22 protein-coding genes are annotated in these 25,509 nt (G+C 67.5%); 10 read left to right on the forward strand and 12 right to left on the reverse strand.

Annotated elements, in window-relative coordinates:
- Window positions 1–4 precede the first annotated feature (4 nt).
- Genes GEMRO_RS0116875 through GEMRO_RS0116885 form a run of 3 tightly spaced genes read left to right on the forward strand, consistent with a single transcriptional unit; the run spans window position 5 to window position 3,425 of the window.
- Window positions 5–829 carry an ABC transporter permease gene (locus tag GEMRO_RS0116875; RefSeq protein ID WP_240476705.1) on the forward strand — a complete coding sequence of 275 codons (825 nt, stop codon included), beginning with the start codon at window positions 5–7 and terminating at the stop codon, window positions 827–829.
- Window positions 826–2,055 carry a cytosine deaminase gene (locus GEMRO_RS0116880; protein WP_051329158.1) on the forward strand — a complete coding sequence of 410 codons (1,230 nt, stop codon included), beginning with the start codon at window positions 826–828 and terminating at the stop codon, window positions 2,053–2,055. The genes GEMRO_RS0116875 and GEMRO_RS0116880 overlap by 4 nt, the downstream gene beginning before the upstream one ends.
- Window positions 2,052–3,425: an FAD-binding oxidoreductase gene (locus tag GEMRO_RS0116885; RefSeq protein WP_027134952.1), complete on the forward strand. Its 1,374-nt coding sequence runs from the start codon at window positions 2,052–2,054 to the stop codon at window positions 3,423–3,425. Before GEMRO_RS0116880 ends, GEMRO_RS0116885 begins: the two co-directional genes overlap by 4 nt.
- Window positions 3,426–3,662: 237 nt before the next feature.
- On the opposite strand, the gene GEMRO_RS0116890 is transcribed toward GEMRO_RS0116885, so the two are convergent.
- The 4 genes from GEMRO_RS0116890 to GEMRO_RS30165 form a co-directional block, all read right to left on the reverse strand.
- On the reverse strand, window positions 3,663–5,270 hold the full coding sequence (locus tag GEMRO_RS0116890; protein ID WP_035485486.1) for a DUF1254 domain-containing protein: 1,608 nt from the start codon (window positions 5,268–5,270) through the stop codon (window positions 3,663–3,665).
- A 538-nt stretch (window positions 5,271–5,808) separates the two neighbouring features.
- Entirely contained in the window at window positions 5,809–6,606 is a 798-nt protein-coding gene (locus GEMRO_RS0116895) for a class I SAM-dependent methyltransferase (RefSeq protein WP_027134954.1), read from the reverse strand.
- The gene (locus tag GEMRO_RS0116900; protein ID WP_240476706.1) at window positions 6,603–7,334 is read right to left on the reverse strand and encodes an MBL fold metallo-hydrolase; all 732 of its coding nucleotides are present in this window, start codon (window positions 7,332–7,334) and stop codon (window positions 6,603–6,605) included. Before GEMRO_RS0116900 ends, GEMRO_RS0116895 begins: the two co-directional genes overlap by 4 nt.
- A gap of 159 nt (window positions 7,335–7,493) precedes the next feature.
- Window positions 7,494–8,054, reverse strand: a complete 561-nt coding sequence (locus tag GEMRO_RS30165; RefSeq protein ID WP_240476811.1) for a class I SAM-dependent methyltransferase — start codon at window positions 8,052–8,054, stop codon at window positions 7,494–7,496.
- Between the two features lie 175 nt (window positions 8,055–8,229).
- Between GEMRO_RS30165 and GEMRO_RS0116910 the strand changes: the two genes are divergently transcribed.
- From GEMRO_RS0116910 to GEMRO_RS0116920, 3 genes are all read left to right on the forward strand, one after another.
- Window positions 8,230–9,498, forward strand: coding sequence for an aminotransferase-like domain-containing protein (locus GEMRO_RS0116910; RefSeq protein ID WP_051329159.1), 1,269 nt, complete (start codon window positions 8,230–8,232; stop codon window positions 9,496–9,498).
- Between the two features lie 92 nt (window positions 9,499–9,590).
- Window positions 9,591–10,091: a DinB family protein gene (locus GEMRO_RS0116915; RefSeq protein WP_027134957.1), complete on the forward strand. Its 501-nt coding sequence runs from the start codon at window positions 9,591–9,593 to the stop codon at window positions 10,089–10,091.
- Window positions 10,088–10,828, forward strand: a complete 741-nt coding sequence (locus tag GEMRO_RS0116920) for a trypsin-like serine peptidase (RefSeq protein ID WP_169728405.1) — start codon at window positions 10,088–10,090, stop codon at window positions 10,826–10,828. Before GEMRO_RS0116915 ends, GEMRO_RS0116920 begins: the two co-directional genes overlap by 4 nt.
- A gap of 24 nt (window positions 10,829–10,852) precedes the next feature.
- On the opposite strand, the gene ettA is transcribed toward GEMRO_RS0116920, so the two are convergent.
- The gene (gene ettA / locus GEMRO_RS0116925; RefSeq protein WP_027134959.1) at window positions 10,853–12,535 is read right to left on the reverse strand and encodes an energy-dependent translational throttle protein EttA; all 1,683 of its coding nucleotides are present in this window, start codon (window positions 12,533–12,535) and stop codon (window positions 10,853–10,855) included.
- Window positions 12,536–12,695: 160 nt separating this feature from the next.
- Here ettA and GEMRO_RS0116930 point away from each other — a divergent pair, with 160 nt between their 5' ends.
- The 3 genes from GEMRO_RS0116930 to GEMRO_RS0116940 are packed head-to-tail and all read left to right on the forward strand — an operon-like array spanning window position 12,696 to window position 16,102.
- On the forward strand, window positions 12,696–13,109 hold the full coding sequence (locus GEMRO_RS0116930) for a response regulator transcription factor (protein ID WP_240476707.1): 414 nt from the start codon (window positions 12,696–12,698) through the stop codon (window positions 13,107–13,109).
- A gap of 3 nt (window positions 13,110–13,112) precedes the next feature.
- The gene (locus tag GEMRO_RS0116935; protein ID WP_027134961.1) at window positions 13,113–13,376 is read left to right on the forward strand and encodes a hypothetical protein; all 264 of its coding nucleotides are present in this window, start codon (window positions 13,113–13,115) and stop codon (window positions 13,374–13,376) included.
- 2 nt (window positions 13,377–13,378) lie between these two features.
- On the forward strand, window positions 13,379–16,102 hold the full coding sequence (locus GEMRO_RS0116940; protein WP_035485490.1) for a sensor histidine kinase: 2,724 nt from the start codon (window positions 13,379–13,381) through the stop codon (window positions 16,100–16,102).
- A 37-nt stretch (window positions 16,103–16,139) separates the two neighbouring features.
- On the opposite strand, the gene GEMRO_RS30170 is transcribed toward GEMRO_RS0116940, so the two are convergent.
- Window positions 16,140–16,619, reverse strand: coding sequence for an RrF2 family transcriptional regulator (locus GEMRO_RS30170; protein WP_051329162.1), 480 nt, complete (start codon window positions 16,617–16,619; stop codon window positions 16,140–16,142).
- Between the two features lie 269 nt (window positions 16,620–16,888).
- On the opposite strand from GEMRO_RS30170, the gene GEMRO_RS0116950 reads away from it, so the two are divergent.
- A complete protein-coding gene (locus tag GEMRO_RS0116950) occupies window positions 16,889–17,905 on the forward strand; it encodes a sulfate ABC transporter substrate-binding protein (RefSeq protein WP_027134963.1) in 1,017 nt (338 codons plus the stop codon).
- A 33-nt stretch (window positions 17,906–17,938) separates the two neighbouring features.
- Here the strand turns inward: GEMRO_RS0116950 and GEMRO_RS0116955 are convergent, their stop codons facing one another.
- The 6 genes from GEMRO_RS0116955 to GEMRO_RS30185 all read right to left on the reverse strand — a co-directional run bounded on the left by GEMRO_RS0116955 (window position 17,939) and on the right by GEMRO_RS30185 (window position 25,496).
- On the reverse strand, window positions 17,939–19,054 hold the full coding sequence (locus GEMRO_RS0116955) for a serine hydrolase domain-containing protein (RefSeq protein ID WP_205625010.1): 1,116 nt from the start codon (window positions 19,052–19,054) through the stop codon (window positions 17,939–17,941).
- Window positions 19,055–19,187: 133 nt separating this feature from the next.
- On the reverse strand, window positions 19,188–20,483 hold the full coding sequence (locus GEMRO_RS30175) for a serine hydrolase domain-containing protein (protein ID WP_084507070.1): 1,296 nt from the start codon (window positions 20,481–20,483) through the stop codon (window positions 19,188–19,190).
- 172 nt (window positions 20,484–20,655) lie between these two features.
- Window positions 20,656–21,717 (reverse strand): endonuclease/exonuclease/phosphatase family protein, encoded by a 1,062-nt coding sequence (locus GEMRO_RS0116965; protein WP_051329164.1) that lies wholly within the window; start codon window positions 21,715–21,717, stop codon window positions 20,656–20,658.
- A gap of 172 nt (window positions 21,718–21,889) precedes the next feature.
- Complete coding sequence (locus GEMRO_RS0116970; RefSeq protein WP_051329165.1) at window positions 21,890–22,795, reverse strand: diacylglycerol/lipid kinase family protein; 906 nt, start codon at window positions 22,793–22,795, stop codon at window positions 21,890–21,892.
- On the reverse strand, window positions 22,786–23,511 hold the full coding sequence (locus tag GEMRO_RS30180; protein WP_157505618.1) for a phosphatase PAP2 family protein: 726 nt from the start codon (window positions 23,509–23,511) through the stop codon (window positions 22,786–22,788). The genes GEMRO_RS0116970 and GEMRO_RS30180 overlap by 10 nt, the downstream gene beginning before the upstream one ends.
- Window positions 23,508–25,496, reverse strand: a complete 1,989-nt coding sequence (locus GEMRO_RS30185) for an LTA synthase family protein (RefSeq protein WP_051329167.1) — start codon at window positions 25,494–25,496, stop codon at window positions 23,508–23,510. The genes GEMRO_RS30180 and GEMRO_RS30185 overlap by 4 nt, the downstream gene beginning before the upstream one ends.
- Window positions 25,497–25,509 lie beyond the last annotated feature (13 nt).

A 25,509-nucleotide genomic window follows, 5' to 3' on the forward strand; every position in this document is an offset into this window, starting at 1 on the left:
CGCCATGAGCCAGGCCATGACCGACGAGATGCCGGAGAGCCGGGGACGCGAACGCTTCCTGCGGGTGGCGCTGCCGCTGCTGGTGGCAGCCCTGCTGCTCAGCTCCTGCGAGGCGGCGGTCCGCTACTACGAGATCCCGCATTACCTGGTGCCGTCGCCGTCCCGGGTGTTCGCCTATCTCTGGACCGACTTCACCTCGCTGGTGCCCTCCTGGCTGGTGACCCTGCAGATCACCTTCCTGGCCCTGCTGTTCTCGGTCCTGGGCGGGGGCGCGCTGGCGCTGCTGTTCGCGCAGAGCCCGTGGATCGAGCGGGCGTTCCTGCCCTATGCCGTGGTCCTGCAGGTCACCCCGATCGTGGCGGTGGCGCCGCTGATCATCATCTACGTCCCCAGCACCTATGTGGCGCTGCTGCTGTGCGCCTGGATCGTGGCGTTCTTCCCGATCCTCTCCAACACGACCATCGGCCTGCACTCTGCGGACCACAACCTGGTCGACCTGTTCCAGCTCTACGGCGCCTCGCGCTGGCAGACCCTGCTGCACCTGCGGCTGCCCTCGGCCCTGCCGTTCTTCCTGGCGGGCCTGAAGGTCTCCGGCGGGCTGTCGCTGATCGCGGCCGTGGTCGCCGAATACGTGGCCGGCACTGCCGGTACCGGCACCGGGCTGGCCTACCGGGTCCTGGAGAACAGCTACCGGATGAACATTCCCGGGATGTTCGCCTGCCTCCTCCTGCTGGCGTTCACCGGCGTGGCGATCTTCGGCCTCACCTCGTTCATCTCCTGGCTCCTGCTGCATCGCTGGCACGACAGCGCCCGGGCGCGCGAACGATGAAGCTCACCAACCTGACCCTGCCCAACCGCGCCGGCCGCTTCGACCTCGTGATCACCGGGGCGATGATCACCTCGGTGCTGCCGCACGATCCCAGGGTCCATGGCGACGGCCGCGATCTGGAAGGGCGGATGATCTGGCCCTGCCCGGTCGACCTGCACACCCATCTGGACAAGGGCCACGTCACGCCGCGCCAGGCCAACCCTGACGGCAGCTTTGGCGGTGCCCTGGATGCGGTCCATGCCGACCAGGCGCGATGGACGCGGGCGGACGTGGTCGTGCGCATGAAGTTCGGCCTGGAATGCGCCCTGGTCCACGGCACGAGGGCGATCCGGACCCATCTCGATTCGATGGGGCCTTTGCGGAACTGCACCTGGCCGGCCTTCGCCGAGCTTCGCGAGGCCTGGTCGGGCCGGATCGCCCTGCAGGCTGTCTGCCTGGTGCCGGCCGAGTTCTACGAGGGCCCGGACGGTGAGGACCTGGCCCGCATGGTCGCCGAGCATGGTGGCCTGCTGGGCGGCTTCCCGCTGATGGGCCCGGAGATCGACCGGCAGCTCCGGCGCCTGTTCGACCTGGCCGGGCGGCATGGCCTGGACGTCGACCTGCATGTCGACGAGAACCTCAACCCGGACGCCCAGGTCCTGGACCGGGTCGCCCGGACCGTGCGCGAGACCGGCTTTGCCGGGCAGGTGGTGTGCGGCCATTGCTGCTCGCTGGCGGTCCAGGAGGAAGCGGTCGCTTTTGCGACGCTGGATCGGGTGGCCGAAGCCGGCATCGCCCTGGTCTCGCTGCCCATGTGCAACCTGTACCTGCAGGACCGCGCCTCCGGGCGCACCCCGCGCGCCCGGGGGATTACCCTGGTCCACGAGGCGCGGGCGCGCGGCATTCCGGTCGCGTTCGGCTCGGACAACACCCGCGACCCCTTCTATGCCTATGGCGACCTGGACGGCGTGGAACTGTTCCGGGAGGCGGTGCGGATCGCCCATCTCGACCATCCCCTGGATGGCTGGCTGGACGCGGTGACCGCCGTGCCGGCCGCGCTCATGGGCATGCCGTCGCCGCTGGAGCCGGGCAGGCCCGCCGACTTCGTGATCCTGGAAGGGCGCAGCTTCAGTGAGGTGCTGAGCCGCCCGCAGGCGCGTCGCCAGGTGGTCCGCCACGGCCGGGTGCTGGACCTTGCCCTGCCATCCTATGAACTTCTTGATCCGATCGTCGGAGATCCCGCTTGAGCGCCGTCGCCACCTTCCTCGAGGCCATCAGCGGCCTGGACGTCGAGACCCAGCCGCAGAAGGTCCGCCGCCGCTCCCGCGACTTCTACTGGTACTCGCCGGTCCTCAAGCGCGAGCTCGATCACTGCCAGGCGGACGCCGTGGTCAGCGCCAGCGACGAGGCGGAGGTCGTGCGGGTCCTGCGCGAGGCCTTCCGCCATGACGTCCCGGTCACCGTGCGCGGTGCCGGCACCGGCAATTATGGCCAGGCGATGCCGCTGAAGGGCGGGATCGTGCTGGACCTGTCCCGGCTGAACCAGGTGATCGGGATCGAGCAGGGCAGCGCGCGCGTCCAGGCTGGCGCCCGGATGATGGACATCGACCTCGCCGCCCACCCGAGCGGCCAGGAACTGCGCTTTCATCCGAGCACCCACCGCACTGCCACGATCGGCGGCTATGTCGCCGGCGGCAGCTCCGGCATCGGCTCGATCACCCATGGTCTCCTGCGCGACCGCGGCAACATCATCGCCGCCCGCATCGTCACCATGGAAGCAGAGCCGCGCATCCTCACCCTGCACGGCGACGACATCCAGAAGGTCAACCACGCCTACGGCACCAACGCCGTCATCACCGAGCTGACCGTGCCGCTGGCGCCGGCCTACCCCTGGGTCGAACTGGTCGCCGAGTTCGACGACTTCATGCCGGCGGTGCGCTTCGCCGACGCGTTTTCCGGCGAGCCGGGCATCCTGAAGAAGCTGGTCACCCCGATCGCGGCGCCGGTTCCCGCCCAGTACCTGTTCCGCGACCAGGTCGGGCCGGACAAGTCGGTGATGCTGCTGATGGTGGCGCCGTTCGCCATGGATGCCACGCGCGACATGCTGGCCGAGCATGGCGGCCGGATCGTGAAGCAGCAGGCCTATGCCCTGGACGAGCGCAGTGTCCCGCTGTTCGAGTATTCCTGGAACCACACGACCCTGCACGCCCTGAAGTACCAGCGCGACATCACCTATCTGCAGGTATTGTTCCCGCCGCCCAACCACGTGGCCCTGGTCGAGCAGATGTGCGCCCGCTACGGCGACGAGGTGCCGATGCACCTGGAGTTCGTCCGCTTCGGCAACCAGATCGCCTGCTTCGGCCTGCCGCTGGTGCGCTTCACCACCGAGGAGCGCCTGAACGAGATCATCGCCGACTACAACGCGTCCGGCTGCCCGATCTTCAATCCGCACGCCTACACGCTGGAGGAAGGCGGCATGAAGCGGGTCGATCCGGTCCAACTCGCCTTCAAGCGGGAGACCGACCCGAAGGGCCTGCTCAATCCGGGCAAGATGATCGGCTGGGACAATCCGGCCTATGACGAGAGCGTCAACGACCGGGCGCTCTACGAGCGCTAGGCGGCGCTCCTGAGCCATTGGTTGCTACCGGAGCGCCAAACCCCTGCCAGTCAGCGGAAATCAGCCTGGCTGGTCTCGTGCCGAAGCACCAGGTGCAAGTGCTGGCGCCGGCCGCCTCAAGCGGGTCCGGCGCATCGCCCCTTGCGACGAGAAACGTGCTGCCGGCCATGTCGCACCTCGCCGTCGCCCCGCTCTGGCTCAAGGTCGGAGCATTCGGCTTGGCGGCATCGTGTTGGCTTAGTCGACAAGCTCGATCTCGCTGATTCGCCAGCTCTTGTCGAAGAACGGCTCGAGCGGACTGTAGAGACGCAGGCCCACGAACCAGCCATTTTCCGGCATCGTCTGGATCCAGTTGCCCCGGTCGACGCCGTCCGGCTGTGTCGGCGAGAAGTAGATGGTGGTGGAGCCGTCGGCATCGGCTTGCGCCGCCGGCGAAGGATAGCTTTGGCTGCCCGCCCGCGGGTAGCGCTGCGGCGTGTCGAGCATCGAGCGGGTCATGTTGTCGTAGACCGTCAGCGACCAGAAGTTCGCCTCGGGGATGCCCTTCGGCAGCGTGACCTTGTAGGTCTTCGACCCGTCGAAGAAGTTCTTGTCGGCGTCTTTCGCGGTGAGGAGATATTGCGAGCCGACTCCCGTCAGCCGCATCGCCATCGCCGGGGTGATTCCGGTGACGCCATAAAAGAAGCTCGTGCGCGCGTCCATCTGCCGGTAGCCCGTCGGCGGGAATGGCTTCACCCCTTCCGGCGTGATCTCGGGAATTGGGGTTTCGAACTCGTAGCCGCTCTCGAAGAGCATGTTGAACCAGGACGAGTCGGGGTAATAGAACCAGTCCGGGTCCCGCGGGTTCATGAAAAGGTTGCGCGACGCGGCATTCGCCACCGCCACGGCATCGGTCATGATCCCTTTCATGCGCTGGTCGGGCGCGAACGGCTTGCCTTTCACGATGCCGAGGGCCGCGATCGGACCCATCAACTCGACGTCGAACGCGGTCGCAGCCTCGCTCTGGACGACCTCGTTCAGAAGCTCGAAATACTCCCAGTCGTTCGGCGGGATGGTGTTCATCACCTTCCCGCTTCCCTCATGGAAGACGGTTGCCGGGGGCTCCGAGATCTTGCCGAGGCGGGCGGTTCCGGCGAGGAAGGCTGCGATCGGGGTGCCGACGCCTCCCGGAACGTAGGGATAAACCTTCGTGGACGCCTTGATCACATCGACAGAAGGCTTCGGGTCGCTTCCATCCTTCAGGAAGGAGCGGCCGAACCACAGGATGCCGTTCGTCTTGGCGTGGGCGATAAAATAGCCGCCCTGGGGCAACTCGCCGTCGTAGCCGGGCGGAACGATCAGGTATTTCCCTCCGAGGCCACGGTCGGGGCCCGGGCTGCCCATGTCGGTCACCCAGTGGAACCAGGCGTCCTGCACGATGCCGAGGAACTCGGGCGGCGATTCGATCACCACCGGGCCGTCGTTGAGGTCGAGCCAGCCCATCACATAGATCGTGTCCGCATTCGGCGTCAGGAACAGCGACTTGGCGTCCATCAGCTCGGAGAAGACCATGACCTCGTTCTTCTTGACGCCTGCGTCCTCCATTCCGCGGCGAAGCGCCCGGATGCTGACGCCGCGCATCGTGTCCATGAAGGTGCGGTAGGCGTAGGTGAAGTCGAGCTGATCGTAGAGCGCGCTGCTGGTCGCTTCAGTCGGCACGCCGTTCTTGAAGTCGAACGTGCCGTGCGACGTCTCAACAACATCAGGCGTGACGATCGAGGGTGGGATTGCTGTGTCAGCCCGTGCCTGTAGTGGTGACAGCAGTACACAGGCTGCAGCGACGGTAAACGGCAATCGATTGAGCATGGCGCTCCCCTCCAATATTCGTTGAAAAGGCAATGGCCGACCTTGCGCGGAGTGACTCGCAACTGTCACATAGCACAAGATCTCTTCCGGCTCTTCTTCTATTCAAGTTCTAAATGCCGGCCCATCAGTAGGTATCCACAAGAGAGCTTATGCGCAGTTCCAAATGTGTGAAAGCTGGTATTGTCAGGGTGCGTCTTTCTTGCGCCTCTCGGCGTCATGCGAGGGGCGGCGGCCAGCGGTTGTGGGGGCTTGCACTGCGCCCTGTGCCGGCAAAGGCGGGCAAGCGGACTTGGAGCCTTGCCAGGTTTCCTCGCCGCCTCTTCAATTGCTGCGAGCGGTCGCCCGTGCACATCGCAATATAGGCAAGTCCTTCCACGTTCTCCTGGACCGGCAACGAAATGCCGTGTGGCCCTTCATCGTCGAGAACCCGCCGCGCGAGCGCCATCTGCCCCGTGCTGCTGCCCTTTTTTAGGCCAGCGCCGTTCCGGTGCGTCTGGACCGCCTTGCCGTCTTGATCCTCTGCTTCAGCCAGGCCCGCTCAGTTCCGCACCAGCCACATCGAGGTTTCCGGAACGCCCGGCCGCAGCGCCAGTTCGGCCAGCGGGCCGGCCGCCACCCGGGCGGCATGGCGGGTCGCCAGCCAGTGGCTGGACCAGAGCAGCGACCAGCCGCCGGTGTGCAGAAGCGGAGCGATCACGCTCTGCTCCGCATAGCCGCGCCACGACCAGGCCTTGGGATAGGCATCGGGCAGGAAGATGTCGTGCACGTGCAGGAGAACCCCGGCCGGAAGCCTGGGCAGGAGGTCGTTGACGATCCGGTCCACGTCGCAGCCCGGCACCAGCAGGTGGCTGGAATCGACGAACAGGATGTCGCCCGGCCCCAAAAGGCCCGCGAGCGCCTCCGTGTCGACCTCCTCGAAGCGGCGTGGCTCGTGTCGGAGCGGGAGGGCGGTGATGTCGGCGCGGGGCTGGGGATCGATACAGTGGAGATCGGTGGAGCCGCCGCTGTCGGCGATCGCCTGGGCGAGGAACCGGGTGGAGTGGCCGCTGCCGATCTCGATGATCCGCTTGGGCCTGCGGCGACGCACCAGGCCATAGGCGCCGACGGCGTCCAGACGTGGGAACCATTCCTGGTCGAAGCGGGGGCGGGGCGGCGGGCCGTCCATCGCTCGGAATGCCGATGCGTATTGTTCCGCCTGGGCGAGTTCGGCCAGCATCGCCGGCTCCGCCGCCCGGAACAATGGCTCCAGGGCGGGGTAGGGGCAGGGGCGGACTTCATCAGCGTAGCGATAGGGAATGAAGAAGCCCGAACCGTGCGGATCGCGCGGCCGGCTCACAGCTCGACGACCATGCCTTCGCGCGCGACCATCGAGCCCGGCATGGCGGCTTCCAGCGCCTTGGCGACGCCATCCAGGAAGGCGTCGTCGTGGTCGGGCTCGTGGTGGAACGTCACCAGGCGCTTGACGCCGGCGGCCTTGCACAAGCGCACGCCCTCCTGCCAGGTCGAGTGGCCCCAGCCGCGATAGTTCACATATTCTTCGTCGGTGAAGGTCGAATCATAGATGACCAGATCGGCACCATCGATGAGGCGCAGCACATCCTCGTCCAGCCGGCCCTCGGCATGCTCCAGATCGGTGACATAGCAGGCCGACCGGCCATCATACTCCACCCGGTAGCCGGTGGCTCCGCCGGGATGGGGGAGGAAATGGGTGCGGATCTGGACCCCGGGAACCGGATCCAGCGTGTCGCCCGCCTGGAAGTCCTCGAAGCCGATCGTGGCGTGCATGATGTCGAAGGGCACCGGGAAGAACGGCCGCTGCATCAGGCTGCCGACCACCTCGTGCAGCCGGCGTCCCTGACGGAGCAGGTGGCCGTTCCAGAGCTTCAGCCGGTTGCCGCTCTGGTAGGCCGGCTTGAAGAACGCAAAGCCGTTGATATGGTCGACATGGGTATGGCTGAGAAAGATATGGGCGCCGCAGGTCTGGCAGTCCTGGATCATTTGCCGGCCCAGGGCGCGCAGGCCGGTGCCGGCATCGAAGATCAGTTGCTGGCCGCCGCAGTTCATCTCGACGCACGGGGTATTGCCGCCGTACCGGAGCGTCGACGGTCCTGGGACCGGAACGGTACCGCGTACGCCCCAGAATCGAACCAAAAATCTCGACGGCTGGCCCATGTTCCTCGCCGTTGTACTGGCGACACTCCTAGACGGCGCGGATGACGCTGATCAAGGGGCCGCGCCAACCATGATGTGGTCACGGTCGCGGCTTGTCACGCGATATAGATGATAACGTCCCACCTCGACGCCTTCCGGTACCGGCAATGTTTCGAGGCGCTCACTCGGGAGCGCCTGATCGCTCACCACGACGCATCCGTCCGGCAGGAACTTCTCCAGATGACTGGCGACCAGCCGCGCCAGCCGGGCATTGCGCTGCTCGTCGCCGGTACCGATGTCGGCATGAACCAGGACAAGGTCGCCGGGCAGTCGGCGATCCGCCTGCGGCAGGATCTCCTCGAACGTTCCGACCACCAGGTCGGCACCGGCCGGCATGCAGGCCGGGTGCGGCTTGGGATCACGCTCGATGACCACGATCCGGCGCCCCGGCAGCCTCGTTCGCAGATGGTCGAAGCTGCGGCCATTGCCCAGGCCCATCTCGAGCACGGATCCGGGGCGGTCGCCCAGCAGCACGATTGCCGCCTCGAGGCAGGCGCGCTGGGCGGTCAGCCGACGGATGAAACTGTCCAGCCTGGTCAGGGTAGGGCTCCGTTGCGATGGGTGCCGGGGCATGATCGGGCCGGCGACGGGACGCTGTCCAGCCTGCCGAACGGACGATGAGGCCGGGGCCGGATGCGATTGAACCGCAAATTGTTTCGTTGCGCTGCGTCGAGACATGCATCTCGACCTGAAACAAACGAATCGATACCCTGCTGTTCCTGATCAAATTGGCAGAATGTATCGATACATGTCCGAGATCGCCGTGCCTCCGTCCCCTGCGGCGGACATCCCATGGGAGCAGCAGTTCGCCACCCGGGCCAGCGGGATGGTCGCCTCGGAGATCCGGGAGCTCCTGAAGATCCTGGCAAGGCCGGACATTGTCTCCTTCGCCGGCGGCATCCCCGACCCGGCGCTCTTTCCAAGCGAGGCGTTCGCCGAAGCCTACCGATCGGTCTTCGCCGATCCGTCGCGCACCGCCGCCGCCCTGCAATACTCGATCAGCGAGGGGCATCGGCCCCTGCGCGACTGGATCGTGGCGCACATGGCAGGGCAGGGCGTCGCTTGCTCGGCCGACCATGTCCTGATCACCTCCGGCTCGCAGCAGGCGCTCGATTTCCTCGGCAAGCTGATGCTGTCGCCGGGCGACACGGTGCTGGCGACCACGCCCACCTATCTTGGCGCCCTGCAGGCGTTCTCCGCCTACGAGCCGCACTACCAGCGCCTGCATCCGGAGGGGGGCAACCAGACGCCGGATCACTACCTCGCCCAGGCGGCCCGCCACGGCGGACGGCCAAAGCTCCTCTATGTCGTCCCGGACTTCGCCAACCCGACCGGGGAGACCCTGAGCGAGGCCGCGCGCCTTCGCCTCCTGGACCTGGCGGAAGAGACCGGCGCCCTGGTCGTGGAGGACGCCGCCTACCGGCAGCTCCGCTACGAGGGCCTGCCGGTCCCATCGGTCCTGGCCTTGGATTGCGGGCGGCGGGGCGGGATCGAGCGGGCGCGCAGCGTCTATTGCGGGACCTTCTCCAAGACGCTGGCCCCAGGCCTGCGGATGGGCTGGATCGCCGGGCCACGGCCGCTGATCGAGAAGCTCGTGCTGATCAAGCAGGCCGCCGACCTGCACAGCGGCACGCTGGACCAGGTGGTGCTGGGGGACGTGGCGCAGCAATGCCTGGAAGACCGGCTGCCGCTCCTCTGCGGGACCTATCGGCGCCGCCGGGGCGCCATGCTGGCGGCGCTGGAGGCGTCGGCCCCGGCGGGCACGACCTGGACCCGGCCGCAGGGCGGCCTGTTCGTCTGGGTGACGCTGCCCGAACAGGTCGATACCCGGGCGCTGCTGCCCCGCGCGGTCGAGGAAGCCAGGGTCGCCTATGTGCCGGGGGGAGCCTTCTTCTTCGACGGCCGTGGCGGCAACACGCTGCGGCTGAGCTTCTCGCTGGCGGACGAGGCGACCATCGACCGTGGCATCCGCAGCCTGATGGCGCTGGTGGGGGAGTTCGTGCGCGGGCATGGCTGAGATCCGCTCATCCCGCCCGCAAGGCAGGTCACTGGTGGGTCGCCGCCGCCAGGGCTAGGGGTGAACGGGTCGCAAGACAGGAGGCAGGCTGGATGCACGCACATCTTCAGCGGATGGGACGCTACAATCGCTGGGCCAACCAGCGGCTCTACGATGCCTGCGCGGCCCTGCCCGCCGGCGAGTTCGAGAAGGACCGCCCGGCCTTCTTCCGCTCGATCTCGGGCACGCTGAACCATCTCCTGGTGACCGACCGGATCTGGCTCGACCGGATCCTCGGCCGTCCTTTTGGCGGCGGCAAGGTCGACGACCGGCCATTCCCAAGGCTGGACGATCTGCTGCCCGAGCGGGAAAAGCTGGACCGGGAGATCATCGACGCGGTCGCCGCCATGGACGACAGCACGCTCGCCGGCATCACCACCTACCGGATGATGACGAGCCCGACGCCCCGCCAGGTGCCGACCGCGCTGTGCTGGCTGCACATGTTCAACCATCAGACCCACCATCGCGGCCAGGTCCACGACCAGATGAGCCAGACCGCCACGCCGCCTCCCTCGATGGACCTGATCTATTTCGTGTACGAGGAGATGGCGTGACCGCGAGGAGCCGGGCCGCGCTTGCAGCGCTGGGGCTCGTTCTCGCCGGCTCGGGGGCGGGCGCCGCGGAACGGCCCTCGGTGGACGGCTGGCCCGGCCATGCGGTGGGCAAGGTCAACATTCGCGGCGGCGGCTTCTGCACCGCCACCCTGATCGCCCCGGACCAGGCGCTCACCGCCGCCCATTGCCTGCGCGACCGTCAGGGGGCCTGGTACCCGGTCAACCGCATGGTGATGGAACTCGCCCCGCACCGCGCCGGGCGCAAGGGCCATGCCCTGGTCCAGCAGGTGATCCCGGCGCCGGGCCTTGCCTGGACAGCGGAGGGGCAGCCGGCCCCGCCGGCCCGTGACTGGGCGATTCTCGACCTGGAGGAAGGCAGCGCCCGTCCGGCCGGGATCCACCCGGTCCGCATCGCGTCCGGCTCGGAGCGCGCCGGGCTGATGCCTGGAAGCCGCGTCGTCCTGGTAGCCTACACGCCGCAACGCCCGTTCATCGCGACCCTGGCGGAAGGCTGCCAGATCAGGGAGATACGCGGCGAGCCTGAGATCCTGCTGCATGACTGCGCGTCGAGCGCCGCCATCGCCGGCGCGCCGGTCCTGATCGACACGGCCGATGGACCGGCGATGGTCGGGATCCAGGTGGGGACCGGCGCGCTGGACGGGGAGCCGGTCGGGGTGGCGGCTCTTTTGGAACGCACGATCGAACCCGACGCGCTCGCCGGCGGCGCCGTCCCCTAGTCGGGCGGCGCCGCCGGGCGCGGGTCAGGCGGCCTTGAGGGGCTTGTACTTGATCCGGTGCGGCTGGTCGGCGTCGTGGCCCAGCCGCTTCTTCCGGTCCGCCTCGTACTCGCCGTAATTGCCCTCGAACCAGACCACCTGGCTGTCGCCCTCGAACGACATGATGTGGGTGCAGATCCGGTCCAGGAACCAGCGGTCATGGCTGATCACCACCGCGCAGCCGGCGAAGGACAGCAATGCCTCCTCCAGGGCCCGCAGGGTGTCGACGTCCAGGTCGTTGGTCGGCTCGTCGAGCATCAGCACGTTGGCGCCGCTGTTGAGCAGCTTGGCCATGTGCACGCGGTTGCGCTCGCCGCCCGAGAGCTGGCCGACCTTCTTCTGCTGGTCGCCGCCCTTGAAGTTGAACGCCGCCACGTAGGTCCGGCTGTTCATGGTCCGCTTGCCGAACTCGATCACGTCCAGCCCGTCGGCGATCTCCTGCCAGACGGTCTTGTTCGGATCGAGCGCGTCGCGGCTCTGGTCGACATAGCCGAGCTTCACGGTGTCGCCGACACGGATGGTGCCCTCGTCCGGCTGCTCGGTGCCCATGATCATCCGGAACAGCGTGGTCTTGCCGGCGCCGTTCGGCCCGATCACGCCCACGATGCCGCCCGGCGGCAGGTTGAACGACAGGCCGTCGATCAGCAGCTTGTCGCCGAACGCCTTCTTGATCCCCTCGGCCTCGACCACCAGGCCGCCCAGGCGCGGCCCCGGCGGGATCATGATCTGGGCCGTGCCCGGGACCGCCTCGTTGGCCTCGCGCAGCAGTTCCTCATAGGCGGTGATGCGGGCCTTCTGCTTGGCCTGCCGTGCCTTGGGGCTCTGCCCGATCCACTCGGCCTCGCGCGCCAGGGTCTTCTGGCGGGCGACGTCCTCGCGCTCTTCCTGCTCCAGGCGCTTGCGCTTCTGCTCCAGCCAGCCGGAATAGTTGCCCTGGAACGGGATGGCCCGGCCGCGGTCGAGCTCCAGGATCCAGCCGGCGACATTGTCCAGGAAGTAGCGGTCATGGGTGATCGCCACGACCGTGCCCCGGTATTCCTGCAGGAACCGCTCCAGCCAAGCGACCGATTCGGCGTCCAGATGGTTGGTGGGCTCGTCGAGGAGCAGCAGGTCGGGCTGGCTGAGCAGCAGGCGGCACAGCGCCACCCGCCGCCGCTCGCCGCCCGACAGGGTGGTCACGTCGGCGTCGCCCGGCGGGCAGCGCAGCGCGTCCATGGCGATGTCGACCGTGCGCTGCAGGTTCCAGCCGTCGACCGCGTCGATCTTTTCCTGGAGCTCGGCCTGCTCGGCCAGCACCTCGTTCATCTCGTCGTCGGTGAGCTCTTCGGCAAAGCGGGCGGAGACCGCGTCGAACCGATCCATCAGCGCCTTGGTCTCGCCGACGCCCATCAGCACGTTGTCCAGGACGTTCTTGTCCGGATCGAGCTGCGGCTCCTGGGCGAGGTAGCCGACCTTGGCGCCTTCCGCGACCATGGCGTCGCCGTTCACGTCGTGGTCGATCCCGGCCATGATCTTGAGCAGGGTCGACTTACCCGCACCGTTCGCGCCGAGCACACCGATCTTCGCACCCGGCAGGAACGCCAACGTGACGTTCTCGAGGATCTTCTTTCCGCCCGGGAAGATCTTCGAGAGGCTCTTCATCACGTAAACGTATTGATAGGATGCCATGCACCGCTCCGGCTGAATCAAGCACTGAAAAGGGGGGTCGAGGATCGCGAGCGGGTCCTACCACGTGATGCGAAATCACGAAAGGCGAAGCGGCTTCATGGGTTCGCTGTGGCTTGTCCCTGGCCTACGGTGCCGGCAACCACAAGGAAGGCGCCCCAAGATGCGTGAGGAACCCATGGCGACCCCGGCTCCTGCCGCTGCTCACGGGAAAAGGATCCTGGTGGTTGACGATGAGCCGAACATCGTCATGTCCCTCCAGTTCCTGATGACCAAGGCTGGCTTCGCGGTGGAGATCGCCCGCAACGGCCGCGAGGCGATCGAGGCGCTGGAACGCGTTCCGCCCGACCTGCTGCTGCTCGACGTCATGATGCCCGAGTTCGACGGCTACGTGGTGTGCGAGCGGATCCGCCAGGATCGCCGCTGGGACGGGACCCGGATCGTCATGCTGACCGCGAGGGGACGCGAGGCGGAGCGCGCCCGTGGCCTGGCGCTGGGCGCCGATGACTACGTCACCAAGCCGTTCTCGACCCGGGTCCTGGTGGAGAAGGTCAAGTCGCTGCTGGGCGTGGAGTGATCCTTGCCAGCCGAGCCCGACCTCCTGGACCCGCTCGCCCGCGCCGCCCGCACCCAGAGGGCCGGGCGGTTCGCCATCGCGACCGCGATCGTGATGTGCCTGTGCATCACCCCCTTCGTGCTCGGCATGATCGACCGGCTGCTGCCGGGCCTGCTGCCGGTCTGGATCGCCCTGGTCTGGCTGGTGGCGGTGGTTCTGGTCGCGCTGGCGGCCGAGCATGCGGTGGAGCGGGAGCAGGATGACGCGCAGACCGGCGAGGAGGGCTGAGCGTGCAGGTCCTGTTCGTGCCGCTCCTGGCGCTGGTCTATCTCGCGCTGCTGTTCGGCATCGCCGCCTGGGGCGACCGTTCCGGCCTGCGCGGCATGCGCCTGGGCGGGCCCTGGGTGTATACGCTCAGCCTCGCCATCTACTGCACCGCCTGGACCTTCTACGGCAGCGTCGGGCAGGCAACCCATTCCGGGCTGGCCTTCCTGCCGCTCTATCTCGGCCCGACCCTCGCGATGTTCCTGAGCGGCCTCGTCCTGCACAAGATGCTGCGCATCGCGAAGGCCTACGGGATCACCTCGATCGCCGACTTCCTGGCCGCGCGCTACGGCAAGCGCTCCAAGCTGGGCGTGTTCGCCACCTGCCTGGCGCTGGTGGGGCTGACGCCCTACGTGGCGGTCCAGCTGAAAAGCATCGCCACCTCGATCGACGTGCTGATCCGCAACCAGACCGGCCTGCAGATCCCCACGCTGGCGGCGGACACCGCGCTTTATGTCGCGATCGGCCTTGGCGCGTTCAGCATCCTGTTCGGGACCCGCCAGGTGGACGCGACCGAACGCCATCAGGGGCTGATGCTGGCCGTGGCGTTCGAAAGCCTGCTGAAGCTCGTGGTGTTCCTCGCGGTCGGGCTCTTCGTCGTCTGGGTCATGTATGACGGCCCGGTCGACCTGTACGCACGGGCGTCGTCTGCCGGCCTCGACGATCTCCTGAGCTTTGCCGGCGCCGGAATGTCCGGATGGGACTGGATGCTTCTGACGCTGGCCTCGGGCCTGGCCTTCCTGTTCCTGCCGCGCCAGTTCCAGGTGGCGGTGATCGAGAACCACAACTCGTCCCATCTGGCCCGCGCCTCCTGGGCGCTGCCGGCCTACCTCCTGCTGATCACCCTGTTCGTGGTCCCGATCGCGATGGCAAGCCTGCTCCACGGCCTGCCGAACCCCGATCTGGCGGTGCTGAGGCTTCCGTTGGATCATGGCGCCTACCTGTTGGCGGTGGCGGTGTTCCTGGGGGGCTTCTCGGCGGCGGCGGCGATGGTGATCGTCGAGACGGTGGCCCTGTCGACCATGGTGAGCAACGAGCTGGTCGTGCCGGTCCTGCTGCGCTCGGGCTGGCTGCGGGTGGACAGCAACCAGGATCCGAGCCGCCTGATCCTCCTGATCCGCAGGATCTCCATCATCCTGATCCTGGCGGTCGGCTACGTGTTCTTCCGGCTGGTCGGCAGCAGCTATCCGCTGGCGGACCTGGGAATGATCAGCTTTGTGGCGGTCGCCCAGTTCGGCCCGCCGATGCTGCTGGGCCTGTACTGGCGGGATGCGAACTGGGTGGGCGCGCTGACCGGCCTCTGCCTTGGAGCGGGGGTGTGGTTCTACACGCTCCTGCTGCCCAGCCTGGTCAAGCCCGGCGTGATCGCCGCCAGTTTCCTGGTTCCGGGACCGCTCGGCATCGAGCTGCTGCGTCCGCAGGCCCTGTTCGGCATGGACGGGCTGAGCCCGGCAGGCCATGCGATCTTCTGGTCGCTCCTGCTCAACCTCCTGGGCCTCGTGCTGGGCTCGCTGCTCAGCCGCACCACCGGTTTGGACCGCACCCAGGCGGAGATGTTCGTGGATGTGTGGTCGCGCGCGGACGCGACCCGGATGTGGCGCGGCGAGGTGCGGATCCGCGACCTGCGCGACCTGCTGCTGCGCTATGTCGGACCGGAACGCACGCTCGCGATGTTCGCCGCCGACGCGCGCCGCCTGGGAACGCGCCTGCCGCTGGAAGGCCGCGCCGACGCCCGGCTGGTGCAGATCGCGGAGCGCCAGCTGGCCCGCTCGGTCGGCTCCGCCTCCGCGCGCGCCCTGATCGGGTCGATGGTGAAGGGCGAGTATATCGGCTCGCAGAACGTCATGGAGATCCTGAAGGAAACGTCGCAGGTGATCCGGTACTCGCGCGAACTGGAGCGCAAATCCGTGGAGTTGGAGCGGGCGACCGAGGATCTGCGCGACGCGAACAAGCGGCTGCGGGATCTCGACCGGCTGAAGGACGACTTCATCGCCACGGTCAGCCACGAGCTGCGCACCCCGCTCACCTCGATCCGCGCCTTCTCCGAGATCGTGCGCGACAATCCCGACCTGACCGAGGAGGAGCGCGAGAGCTTTCTCGGCGTGGTGACCCGGGAGACCGAGCGTCTTTCCCGCCTGATCAACGACATCCTGGACATGTCCAAGATCGAATCCGGCCGGATGCACTGGCGGATCGCGCCGGTTCCGCTCGCCGGGATCATCCGCGACGCGATCGACACCACCATGCCCCTGCTGGACGAGCGGCAGGTCACGCTCAGCACGAGCCTGGGGCGGGAAGGGCTGATCGTCCAGGCGGATCCGGATCGCCTGGAACAGGTGATCATCAACCTGATCGGCAATGCCTGCAAGTTCGTGGGCGTGGGGCGCGGCCGCGTGCATGTCGCCATCGAGGAGGGACCGCACCAGGTGAGCGTGCGGATCGAGGACGACGGCCCGGGCGTGCCGCCCGACGAGCGCGAAGCGATATTCGGCAAGTTCATCCAGCTGGGCGACCGGCTCACCGCCAAGCCCGACGGCACCGGGCTCGGCCTGTCGATCAGCCGGCAGATCATCGAGGCGTTCGGCGGGACCCTGCGGGTGGAGGCATCGGAACTGGGCGGGGCTGCCTTCGTCGCAACCCTGCGTGTTCCCGACGAAGCTCGGACCGCCGCGCCGGCAGAGGCCGACTAACCATCAAGGCGCCCGCGCTGCCCGGGATCCCGCCGTCTCAGGACGAGCCGGCGGGGTGCGGCTCGTCCTGGATGGCAAGCTCGTCCGAATCGAGCGCCGGGTCGGCCTGGTCCCGCATCTGCGCCAGCGTGGTGCGGTCGAGGACCTCCGCCATGGCGTCGCGGACGCTCTGCATCAGGATCCGGACCGAACAGGTCGGGACATCCCGGCAGTCGGTGCAGGGAAGGTAGTTCTTGCGCCGTGCGCAGGGGATCGGGGCGATCGGCCCGTCCAGCGTGCGCACGACCTGGCCCATGTGGATGTCGTCCGCGGAGCGGGCCAGCATGAACCCGCCCCCCGGCCCCTTCTTGCTGCGCACGAACCCGGCCTTGCGCAGGTCGAGCAGGATGGTGTCGAGGAATGGCTTCGGGATACCGTTGGTCTCGGCGATCTCCGCCGCCTGGGTGGAGCGGCCTTCTGGCAGCTTCGCCAGATGGACCATCGCTTTTAGGCCATATTTGCCCTTGTTCGTGAGCACGATCGATCCCGCAAGGCCGATTCCCGATTAAACCCGCCATGCAGGGCGAGTACCCCGATTCCACCCCCTCCCGCAATTGCATGCAGGGCGACGGCGGCGCTTCCCCGACCAATGATCGGGCCGCGAACGCCGCGAGCACCGTCGGCAAACGCGGTTGTTGATAAATTTCGTAAACTATATAATCTTTCCTGCGCCATCGCATGAGCGATCCGGCAGCGTTCGGCCGGCCGCTGAGCGGTCTCTTCCGGGAATGGAGAACGGACATGACCCTGCTGACCCGCCGAAAGGCGTCCCTCCTGCTGGCCGGAGGCATGGCGGCCATGGCTGGCGGCCGTCCCGCCCGGGCGGCCACCGAGATCCTGAACGTCTCCTACGATCCGACCCGCGAGCTCTATGTCGACCTGAACGCATTGTTCACCGCTGCCTGGCAGCAGCGGACGGGCGAGGAGGTGACGATCCGCACCTCCCATGGCGGCTCGGGCAAGCAGGCGCGCTCGGTGATCGACGGGCTGGACGGGGATGTGGTGACCCTGGCCCTGGCCGGGGACATCGACGCGATCGCCGAGCATGGCGGAAAGCTGCCCAGGGACTGGCAGACAAGGCTGCCCTACAACAGCACGCCCTACACCTCGACGATCGTGTTCCTGGTGCGCAAGGGCAACCCGCAGGGGATCCAGGACTGGGGCGACCTGGTGAAGGAGGGCGTGCGGGTGATCACGCCCAACCCGAAGACCTCCGGAGGAGCCCGCTGGAACTACCTGGCGGCCTGGGCCTGGGCGCTGCGGCAGCCGGGCGGCGACGCCGCTAGCGCGGAGGCGTTTGTCGGCGAGTTGTACCGCCATGTCCCGATCCTCGACACCGGCGCCCGGGGCGCGACCACCACCTTCGTGCAGCGCCGCCAGGGCGACGTCCTGCTCGCCTGGGAGAACGAGGCGCTCCTGTCGCTCGCGGAGTTCGGGGCGGACCGGTTCGAGATCGTGGCGCCTTCGGTCAGCATCCTGGCCGAGCCGCCCGTGGCCCTGGTCGACAGCGTGGTCGATGCCAAGGGCACCCGGGAGGTGGCGCAGGCCTATCTGGAGTTCCTCTACACGCCCGAGGGCCAGCGCGCCGCGGCCCGGCATTACTACCGCCCGCGCGAGCCGCAGCATGCCGATCCGGAGGACATGGCCCGCTTCTCCGCCCTCGAACTCGTCGGGATCGACGAGATGTTCGGCGGCTGGGGCAAGGCGCAGCCCGAGCATTTCGGCAATGGCGGGATCTTCGACCGGATCTATCGTCCCGGGTGAGGTGCGCCGCCGGCACGGTCGCGGCCCGCGGCCTCACCAGGGCACGTGGTCGGGGAACAGGGCCTTGCTCAGCTTGAAGAACAGCGGGCCGGACTGGCTCACATCGTCCTCGTCCAGCCGGTTCACGTTGATCACCATCACCGCCTGCAGGGCCGGCAGGTACCACATCTCCGAGCTGAAGCCGAAGATCGTCCCGTTATGGCCGCAGAACGGGCCGAGCTTGATGACCCCCTCTCCGTAACGGGCGACGCCGATCCGCTTGCCGAGGGTGCGGGTCCGCAGCCGGGCCTCCTGCGTCGCCGGCTTCAGCAGGTGGCCGGCGCACAGCTCCTTGGCCCAGATCCGCAGGTCGGTGAGGTTGGAGACGATGGCGCCCGCCCCGCCGGCGGGCGCCGGGTTGAGCAGGGTCGTATCGATGAACTGCCCGACGTCCGGGTCGAGGCTGTAGCCGTGCAGCCGCCCGTAAAGGAACGGCACCTGCGGATAGAAGGAGTTCTTCATGCCGAGCGGCCGGAAGATCCGGTCGGCGAGCAGGCGGTCGATCCTTCGGCCGGTGACCTTCTCCAGGATCACGCCCAGCATGAGATAGTTCAGGTTGTTGTACTGGGTCGTCTGGTTCGGCGGCGTGAATTGGTCGGCGAGCTTGGCGCCGCGCTCGATCATGTCGGCAGGCGTGAGCGTGGTCAGGCGGTTCTGGAAGTATTCCTCGATGAACTCCTGCCCCAAGGGGTCGGCAAGCCCGCTGCGCATCCGCAGCAGGTCGACGACGCGGATCCGGTCGGCATGGGGAAAATCGGGAAACCACTTGGAGATCTTGTCCCACTTGCTGAGCCTGTTCTCGTCGGCGAGCTGCAGGATCGCCGTGGCGATGACGGTCTTGGTGATGCTCGCGATACGGAACAGCTCGGTGGGCTCGCGCCGCCGCCCGGTGCGCAGGTCGGCCTTGCCCATGCTGGCGACATAGCGGCCCTCGCCGGGAACCCAGATCCCCACCACGACGCTTGGCAGGTTCTCCGCCTTGATTTCATCAGCGATGATCCGGTCCAGCTTCTGGATGTTGTCCGCCGAGAAGCGATCGGCCGCATGGGCCAGGCCTGCCCAGCAACAAACTAATCCGGCGGCGGCCAGTGCCGCCCATCGGGGAATCATGAACATGGTTCCTCCCAGTCCGGTCGCCTGCTGCCGAAGCCATCGCGGCAGCAGCGCCATTCCCGGCTTCGCGCGGTCCTTCACCAAGAGCGGGCGACCGACCGGCACGACGCATGATCAAAATGATGTTCAGTCAGTCGAAATCTTGCGGTGCCTCTGGACCGTCGTCCGGGGCTGACCGGTCGGTGATCAGCTCGTACAGCTTGAGGGCCAGGGGAGGGAGCTCGTCCTTTCCTTCTGGAGCCTGACTGTTGGCGAACACCGTTACCACCAGATCGTCCTTGGGAAAGTAGAAGTGGACGGCGCGGTAACCCAGCGTGATCCCCTCGTAGAACCAAAGATGCCCAAGGCCGGGTGCATAGGCGGCCGCCACGCCCAGGCCAAATCCGCGCGGATCCTCCGCCGTCGTTTCGGGGATGGGCTTGCCGGATTCCAGCGAGACCAGCTCCAGCATCTCCTTGAGCTGCTTGGGCGGCAGGACCCGCCCAGCGAACAGGCCGCGCACCCAGCGCTGCAGGTCGCGCGGTGTCGATACGACCCCGCCGGCCGCACCTGCCCAGCTGATGTCGGCGCGGCGCATGTTCTTGCCGACCAGGGGCGCCAGCGGCGCCACCTTGCAGTCGGGCTCGTAAACGCCGCAGGTCGGATTGTTGAAGTAGCCGCTCGACATGCGGGCAAGCACACTTTCGGGCAGGGCCCGTGGCTCGTAGAAGCTGTCCTTCATGTACAGCCGATCGAAGAGGCCGGTCTGGTAGAGCTGCTTCAAGCTCCTTCCGGACGCCTTCTCCGCGATCATGCCAGCCAGAATGTAGTTGGTGTTCGAGTAGAACCAGCCAGTGCTGGTCGGCAGCTGGTTGGTGGGCGTCGGATAGGCGAACGCGATCAACTGCTCAGGCGTGTAGTGCCGGTTCGGGTGGTTCGCCTGTGAGGCCATGAACGCATCCGCCTCGGTATAGGTCGGAATGCCGCTGGTCATGTTCAGCAGCCGGCGGATGCTGACCTTGCGCCAGGCCGGGTATTGCGGGAGCCAGTCACCGACCGTCTGGTCGATGTCGAGCAGGCCCTGGGCTTCCAGCTGCAGGAGCACCGCCGCGGTCATCTGCTTGGTGTTGCTGCCGATCTGGTAGAGGGTCCGGCGCGTGATCCGCTCGCCGCTGTCGTAGAACTTGGTGGTGCCGGCCACCGCGCTGATGCCGGTCTCTCCATCCCTGAAGCTGACGAACGCGGAGACGCCGCTGATCAGCTCGATCTTCCGCCGCTCCTTCAGGTAGCTCTGGAGAGCGGCGGTCATCTTCGCCCGCAGTTCCTCGCGGCTTTCTGCGGCGGCCGGAAGCGCCCCGGCGCCCAGCAGCAGGCCCATCATGAGCGCGCCTAGAAGCGAGCGGCGGACACAGCCGGCACCTTGAGCCAGCGTCTGAGTGATCGTCATGTTTCCTCCGGGCCGTCCGACGGGATTCGGGGGATCAGCGCATCAGCTCGAGCCCTTATCCAATGGGTGGCACGGTGGGCGGCGGTGAGTCCTGCGCCGCTTGTGGAAGAAGATGGAATTGAATGGAAATTCCATCAGAACAGCGGCGACTGGAACGGACCTCCGCTGCGCTCTAATCGGACCGCCCCTTGCCGGACCCGGATTCAGCGGCCTCCTCCTTGGCTTCCGCCTCCGCCCCCTCCTCGATCTTTTCATCGGCCTCGGCGACATCATCCTCTTCCGCCTGATGCTCGGGCTTCTGCGCTTCTTCGGCATCGGCTTCGAACTGCAGGCGGATGAACACCGGGAAGTGGTCGGACCCGAAATAGTTCAGCACCTTGAGTTCCTGCAGCCGGAAGCAGGCATCGTGGAACACATGGTCGAGCGGCCAGCGGGCGAACCAGTGCTCGGCATGGAAGGTGGGATAGATGCCGCGGCCGACCCGCGGATCCAGCAGGCCGCTGATCCGCTGGAACAAGCGGGTGGTATGCGACCAGGCCACGTCGTTGAGGTCGCCGCACACCACCGTCGGCCGCTTGTCCACGACGACCTGCTTGCCCACGAGCAGGAGTTCGGCATCGCGCTGGTCGACATCGTTGACCGGCTGGGGCGGCTCGGGATGCACGCAGTGCAGGTCGAACTGCCGGCCCGAGCGCAGCCGGACCCGCGCGAAGATCGAGGGGATGTCCTTGGCGATCCGCTCCAGGAGCGTGATTTCCGACAGCTCGAGCCTGGAGAACAGGAGCATGCCGTAGGTGTTGTCCAGCGGGTGCAGGACGTGATGGGGATAGCGCTCGCGCAGGGGCGCCAGCTGGTCGGCCCACCACTGATTGGTCTCGACCGTGAGGACCAGGTCGGGATCCATGGCCTCGACCTCCCGCAGGAACAGGTCCGCCCGGCGGTTGCTCTGCAGGACGTTGGCGATCAGGATCGCGACTGAATCGTCCGAGGGCGTGGCTTCGGTGTCCTGGACCTGCTTGGGCGCCACCGGCGTGTACATCCAGATCCGCGAGATCTGCCATCCGAGGCAGGCGAAGGTCACCAGCAGGAGCAGCAGGCCTTCAGCCACGAAGTCGAACATGATCAGTTCGACGACGATCACGAGTGCCAGAAGGACCACGATCTGGAGGCGCGGGTAGTCCCAGACCCGGATCCACCAGATCGGGCTGCGCCACATCGGCAGGATCGTCAGCACGATTGGTATGATGGCCAGACACCATACCACCCAGCTCTGCCATGCCATCGTTCGAGCACCCCCGTCATTCCATGCCGACTGCAGCACCTATCCGGCCTGGGCCCCGATTGCCACCGGGTGGCCGTGGAAAATCGACATGGGGCCGGAGGTCGAGCCCGATGAAAGAACGGGGTCAGGGACCCTGGCACACCACGCGCAGCGGGGTAGGCGCGATGGAGAGGTTCAGGGTGTCGGCCTGGAGCGGGTCACCGTCGATCTGAATCATCTGTCGCCCGTCGACCTGGGATTTCAGGATGCGCAGGTGGCGGACGCCCGGCCAGCGATGCAGCTGGCGGGTCGCCAGCGCCAGCGCATAGCCCAGGGCTGCGAGGCGGCTGCCCCGCTCGAACAGCACCAGATGGAGATCCGGCTCGTCGAGCCTGGCCGCATGGGCGCCCACGAACGAGCCCGCATAGAGCCGGCAGCGCGCCACGATCGCCGAGGCGGCGCGGTGGCTGACGCCATCGGCCTCCAGGACCTGCTCGCCCGGCTGCCAGTTCCACCAGAGTCTGGCCGCGGCGATCAGGTAGGCGAGCTGGCCGAAGCGACGTTTCAGCGCCGGCGAGACCGCGGCCACCACCGCCGCATCGAAGCCGATGCCGGCCATCAGCAGGAAGGCACGCCCGTTCGCCAGGCCCGGCCAGACCAGCCCGATCTGGCCGCCACGGATCGCCCGGGCGGTCTCGGCGACGGATGGGCCGAGGCCGAGTTCCCGGGCCAGCACGTTCACCGTCCCGATCGGCATCAGGGCAAGCGGCAGGTCGCTGCCGAGAAGGCCGTTGGCCACCTCGTTCACGGTGCCGTCCCCGCCGGCCGCCACCACGACATCCGGCCGGTCCGCCGACGCGACGGCTTCCCGCGCGATCCGCTCGGCATCTCCCGCTCCCGTGGTCGCCTGCACCTCGACCTCGATGCCGGTCGAGCGCAGCAGGTCGGCCAGCTGGGCGACCTTCTCCGCCCGGCGCCCGCCCGCGGTGGGATTGTGGATCACCAGCACCCGCCGGAGCTGGTCGAGCCGCTGGGTGGCGATCAGCGCCATGCCGTTCCTCCCGCCTGCCGGCGCGGCAGGTTCATCCAGGCCGCCACCGCCGCCACCAGCAGCCAGGCCAGCGCCAGGCTGGTCAGGGTGTGGCTCAGGAAATGGGCCCCTTTTGCCATCTGGTACACCGCCATCACGCTGCCCGCCCCCAGGCCCATGGCGGCCCCGGCTGCCCGCCAGGACCTTCTGCGGTCGAGGAAGCCCAGGGCGAGCAGGGCGTAGCCGCCCGAGGCATGGCCCGCGGGAAAACAACGCCCGGCCTGCCGATCCGTTTCCGGGTGGGGCCGGAACGGCGGGACGTGGAGGTAGCGCCCGCCGAACTCCCGGATCTGGCTTGGGCAGTAGACGTCGGTGACCAGCTTGAGGTTGCTGATGATGGTCGGGACCAGCGCCAGGCAGATCAGCAGATAGACGAGCTCCCGCCGCATCCGCGCCCAGCGGGCCGACCAGAAGCCGCCCAGGATCAGGACCAGCGCGATCCCCCCGGCGATGCCCAGCGCCACCTTCGGGCCGTCATAGAAGAGGAGGCGCGGGAGAGGCGCCTTGGCGTCGACCAGCCAGCCGCTGCCGGGCACATAGAACCAGTGCTGCAGTTCCATGTCCCAGGCGGACTGGCTGACGAGCAGGGCGGCGGCAAGTGCCAGGAGCGGCAGGATCAGGCCGGCCCACCGGCTGCCAGCGGTTGCCGGTGCAAGGATGCCGTCCACTCGGATCACTGCGACAGCTCGTGATATTGGTGATGGTAGAACATGCGATGCGCCGTCTGGGTCGCCGCGATCGCATGGGTCGAGAGGACCGGGTCCGGCTCCTCCTCCGGGACCAGCGGATGGGGACCCGGTTCCATGCGGTATCCGGTCAGGTCGTGCTGGGGTCCGAGCGCGACCACCTGGCCGCCCTTGCCATAGGCCACCGAGTAGTTGTGCGCCATCGCCACGCGTCCCTGGCCTGCGGGCACATGCCGGAGATCGACCCCGAAGAACGGGCTATCGTAGCTCCATCCGAGCAGCCCCAACAAGGTCGGGGCCATGTCCATGCTCGACCCCAGCGTCTCGTCGCGGCCCGGCTGGATGTGCCCGGGCGCGTAGTAGAGCAGCGGGACCCGGAACCGCTCCACCGGCACCTGCGCCGCACCCGACACGCGCGGACCGTGGTCGCCGATGAAGACGAACACGGTGTTGTCGAACCAGGACTTGCTGCGCGCCCGCTCGATGAAGTCGGTGAACGCCCATGCCGCGTAGTGCGCGACGTTCTCCTTCTCGCCCATGGCCGGATCCTTGCGGACGACTCCTTCAGGGAAGGTGTAGGGGCGATGGTTGGAGACGGTCAGCAGGGAAAGGAAGACAGGCTCCTTGGCGGTGGTCGCCTGGTCGAGCCGCTTCAGCGCCTCGGTGAACAGAAACTCGTCCGCCACCCCCCAGATCGTGGAGAAGCCGTCCTCCGCGATGTCGCTCTGGTCCCAGACATGGTCGAAGCCGGTGGTCGACCAGAAATGCCCCATGTTGTCGAACTCCGACGCGCCGCCATAGAGGAAGGCGGTCTGGTAGCCGTTCTTCTTCAGCAGGAAGGGCAGCGAGTTCATGCCTTCCGAGCCGGCGCGCCGCGCGGTGGAGATGCCCGGGATCGGGGTGAAGCTGGTGAGCAGGGCTTCCAGGCCGCGCACGGTGCGGTCGCCGGTGGCATAGATGTTGGTGAACAGCAGCCCGTCCCTGGCCAGCTCGGTCAGCTCCGGCGACACCGGGTAGCCTCGCTGGTTGTCCAGCCCGTCCATGTAGGTGCTGCCGAAGCTTTCCTCGATCACCAGCACGATGTTCAGCTTCTGCGGATGGTCGCCATTGTCGACATGGCGCAGGAGCGTGCGGCCCCCGGCAGGCGCCGGTCCCTTGCCGGTCAGGAACGAGGTGTTGTCCTGGGCGACGTCGTCGCGCAGGGTCGCCACCGCGGTCCGCTCGTCGATGGTGGCATAGAGCCCGTCATAGTCGGTGTCGTTGGTCAGGAACGCCCGGAACAGGCCGCGCAGCCCGTTGTCGGCGACCTGCAGCACCTCGCGGTCCCGGCCGAACGCCACCGGCCCGTGCTGGAGCACGGGCACAGCGGCCAGCAGGCCGACCAGCGACAGGCCGGCCAGCGACAGCCGCCGGCGGCCGGACAGTTTCGCGTCCAAAGCGCCAGTCAGGGCGCTGCGTACCAGCCAGTAGAGGACCCCACCCGCGATCGCCACCATCGGCAGGTAGAGCGGCAGGTTGAAGCTCTCGCCGATATTGCCGATCACCTCCTTGGGAAAGATCAGGTAGTTGACCGCGATCCCGTTGAAGCGGCTGTCGAACTCGTTCCAGAAGAACAGTTCGGCGACGGCGCCGAACACCAGCCCGGTGACGACCCCATAGGCCAGCAGATGGGCGATCCAGCGGCCATGGCGGCGGCGCAGGAGCGGGTGGAACAGCAGGAAGGCCAGGAACAGCGGCAAGGTGAACCACAGGCCGACCGCCATGTCCTGGGTGACGCCCGACACCACGGCCGCGAGAAGGGCGGCGCCGTGCCCCGGCTCTCCGGCGACATAGACCCAGCCTGCCAGGATGATCCGGACCAGGCTGGCGATCCCCATGAACAGCGCCAGGCAGGCCAGCCAGAACCGTGCTTCCTGGGCCAGGGCGCGCGGAAGACGGCCGGAACGTCCCGGCCGGTCGAAGAAGGTGCCCATCATCGGGAGGTCACAT

The sequence above is a fragment of the Geminicoccus roseus DSM 18922 genome (assembly GCF_000427665.1).
GTDB lineage: Bacteria > Pseudomonadota > Alphaproteobacteria > Geminicoccales > Geminicoccaceae > Geminicoccus > Geminicoccus roseus.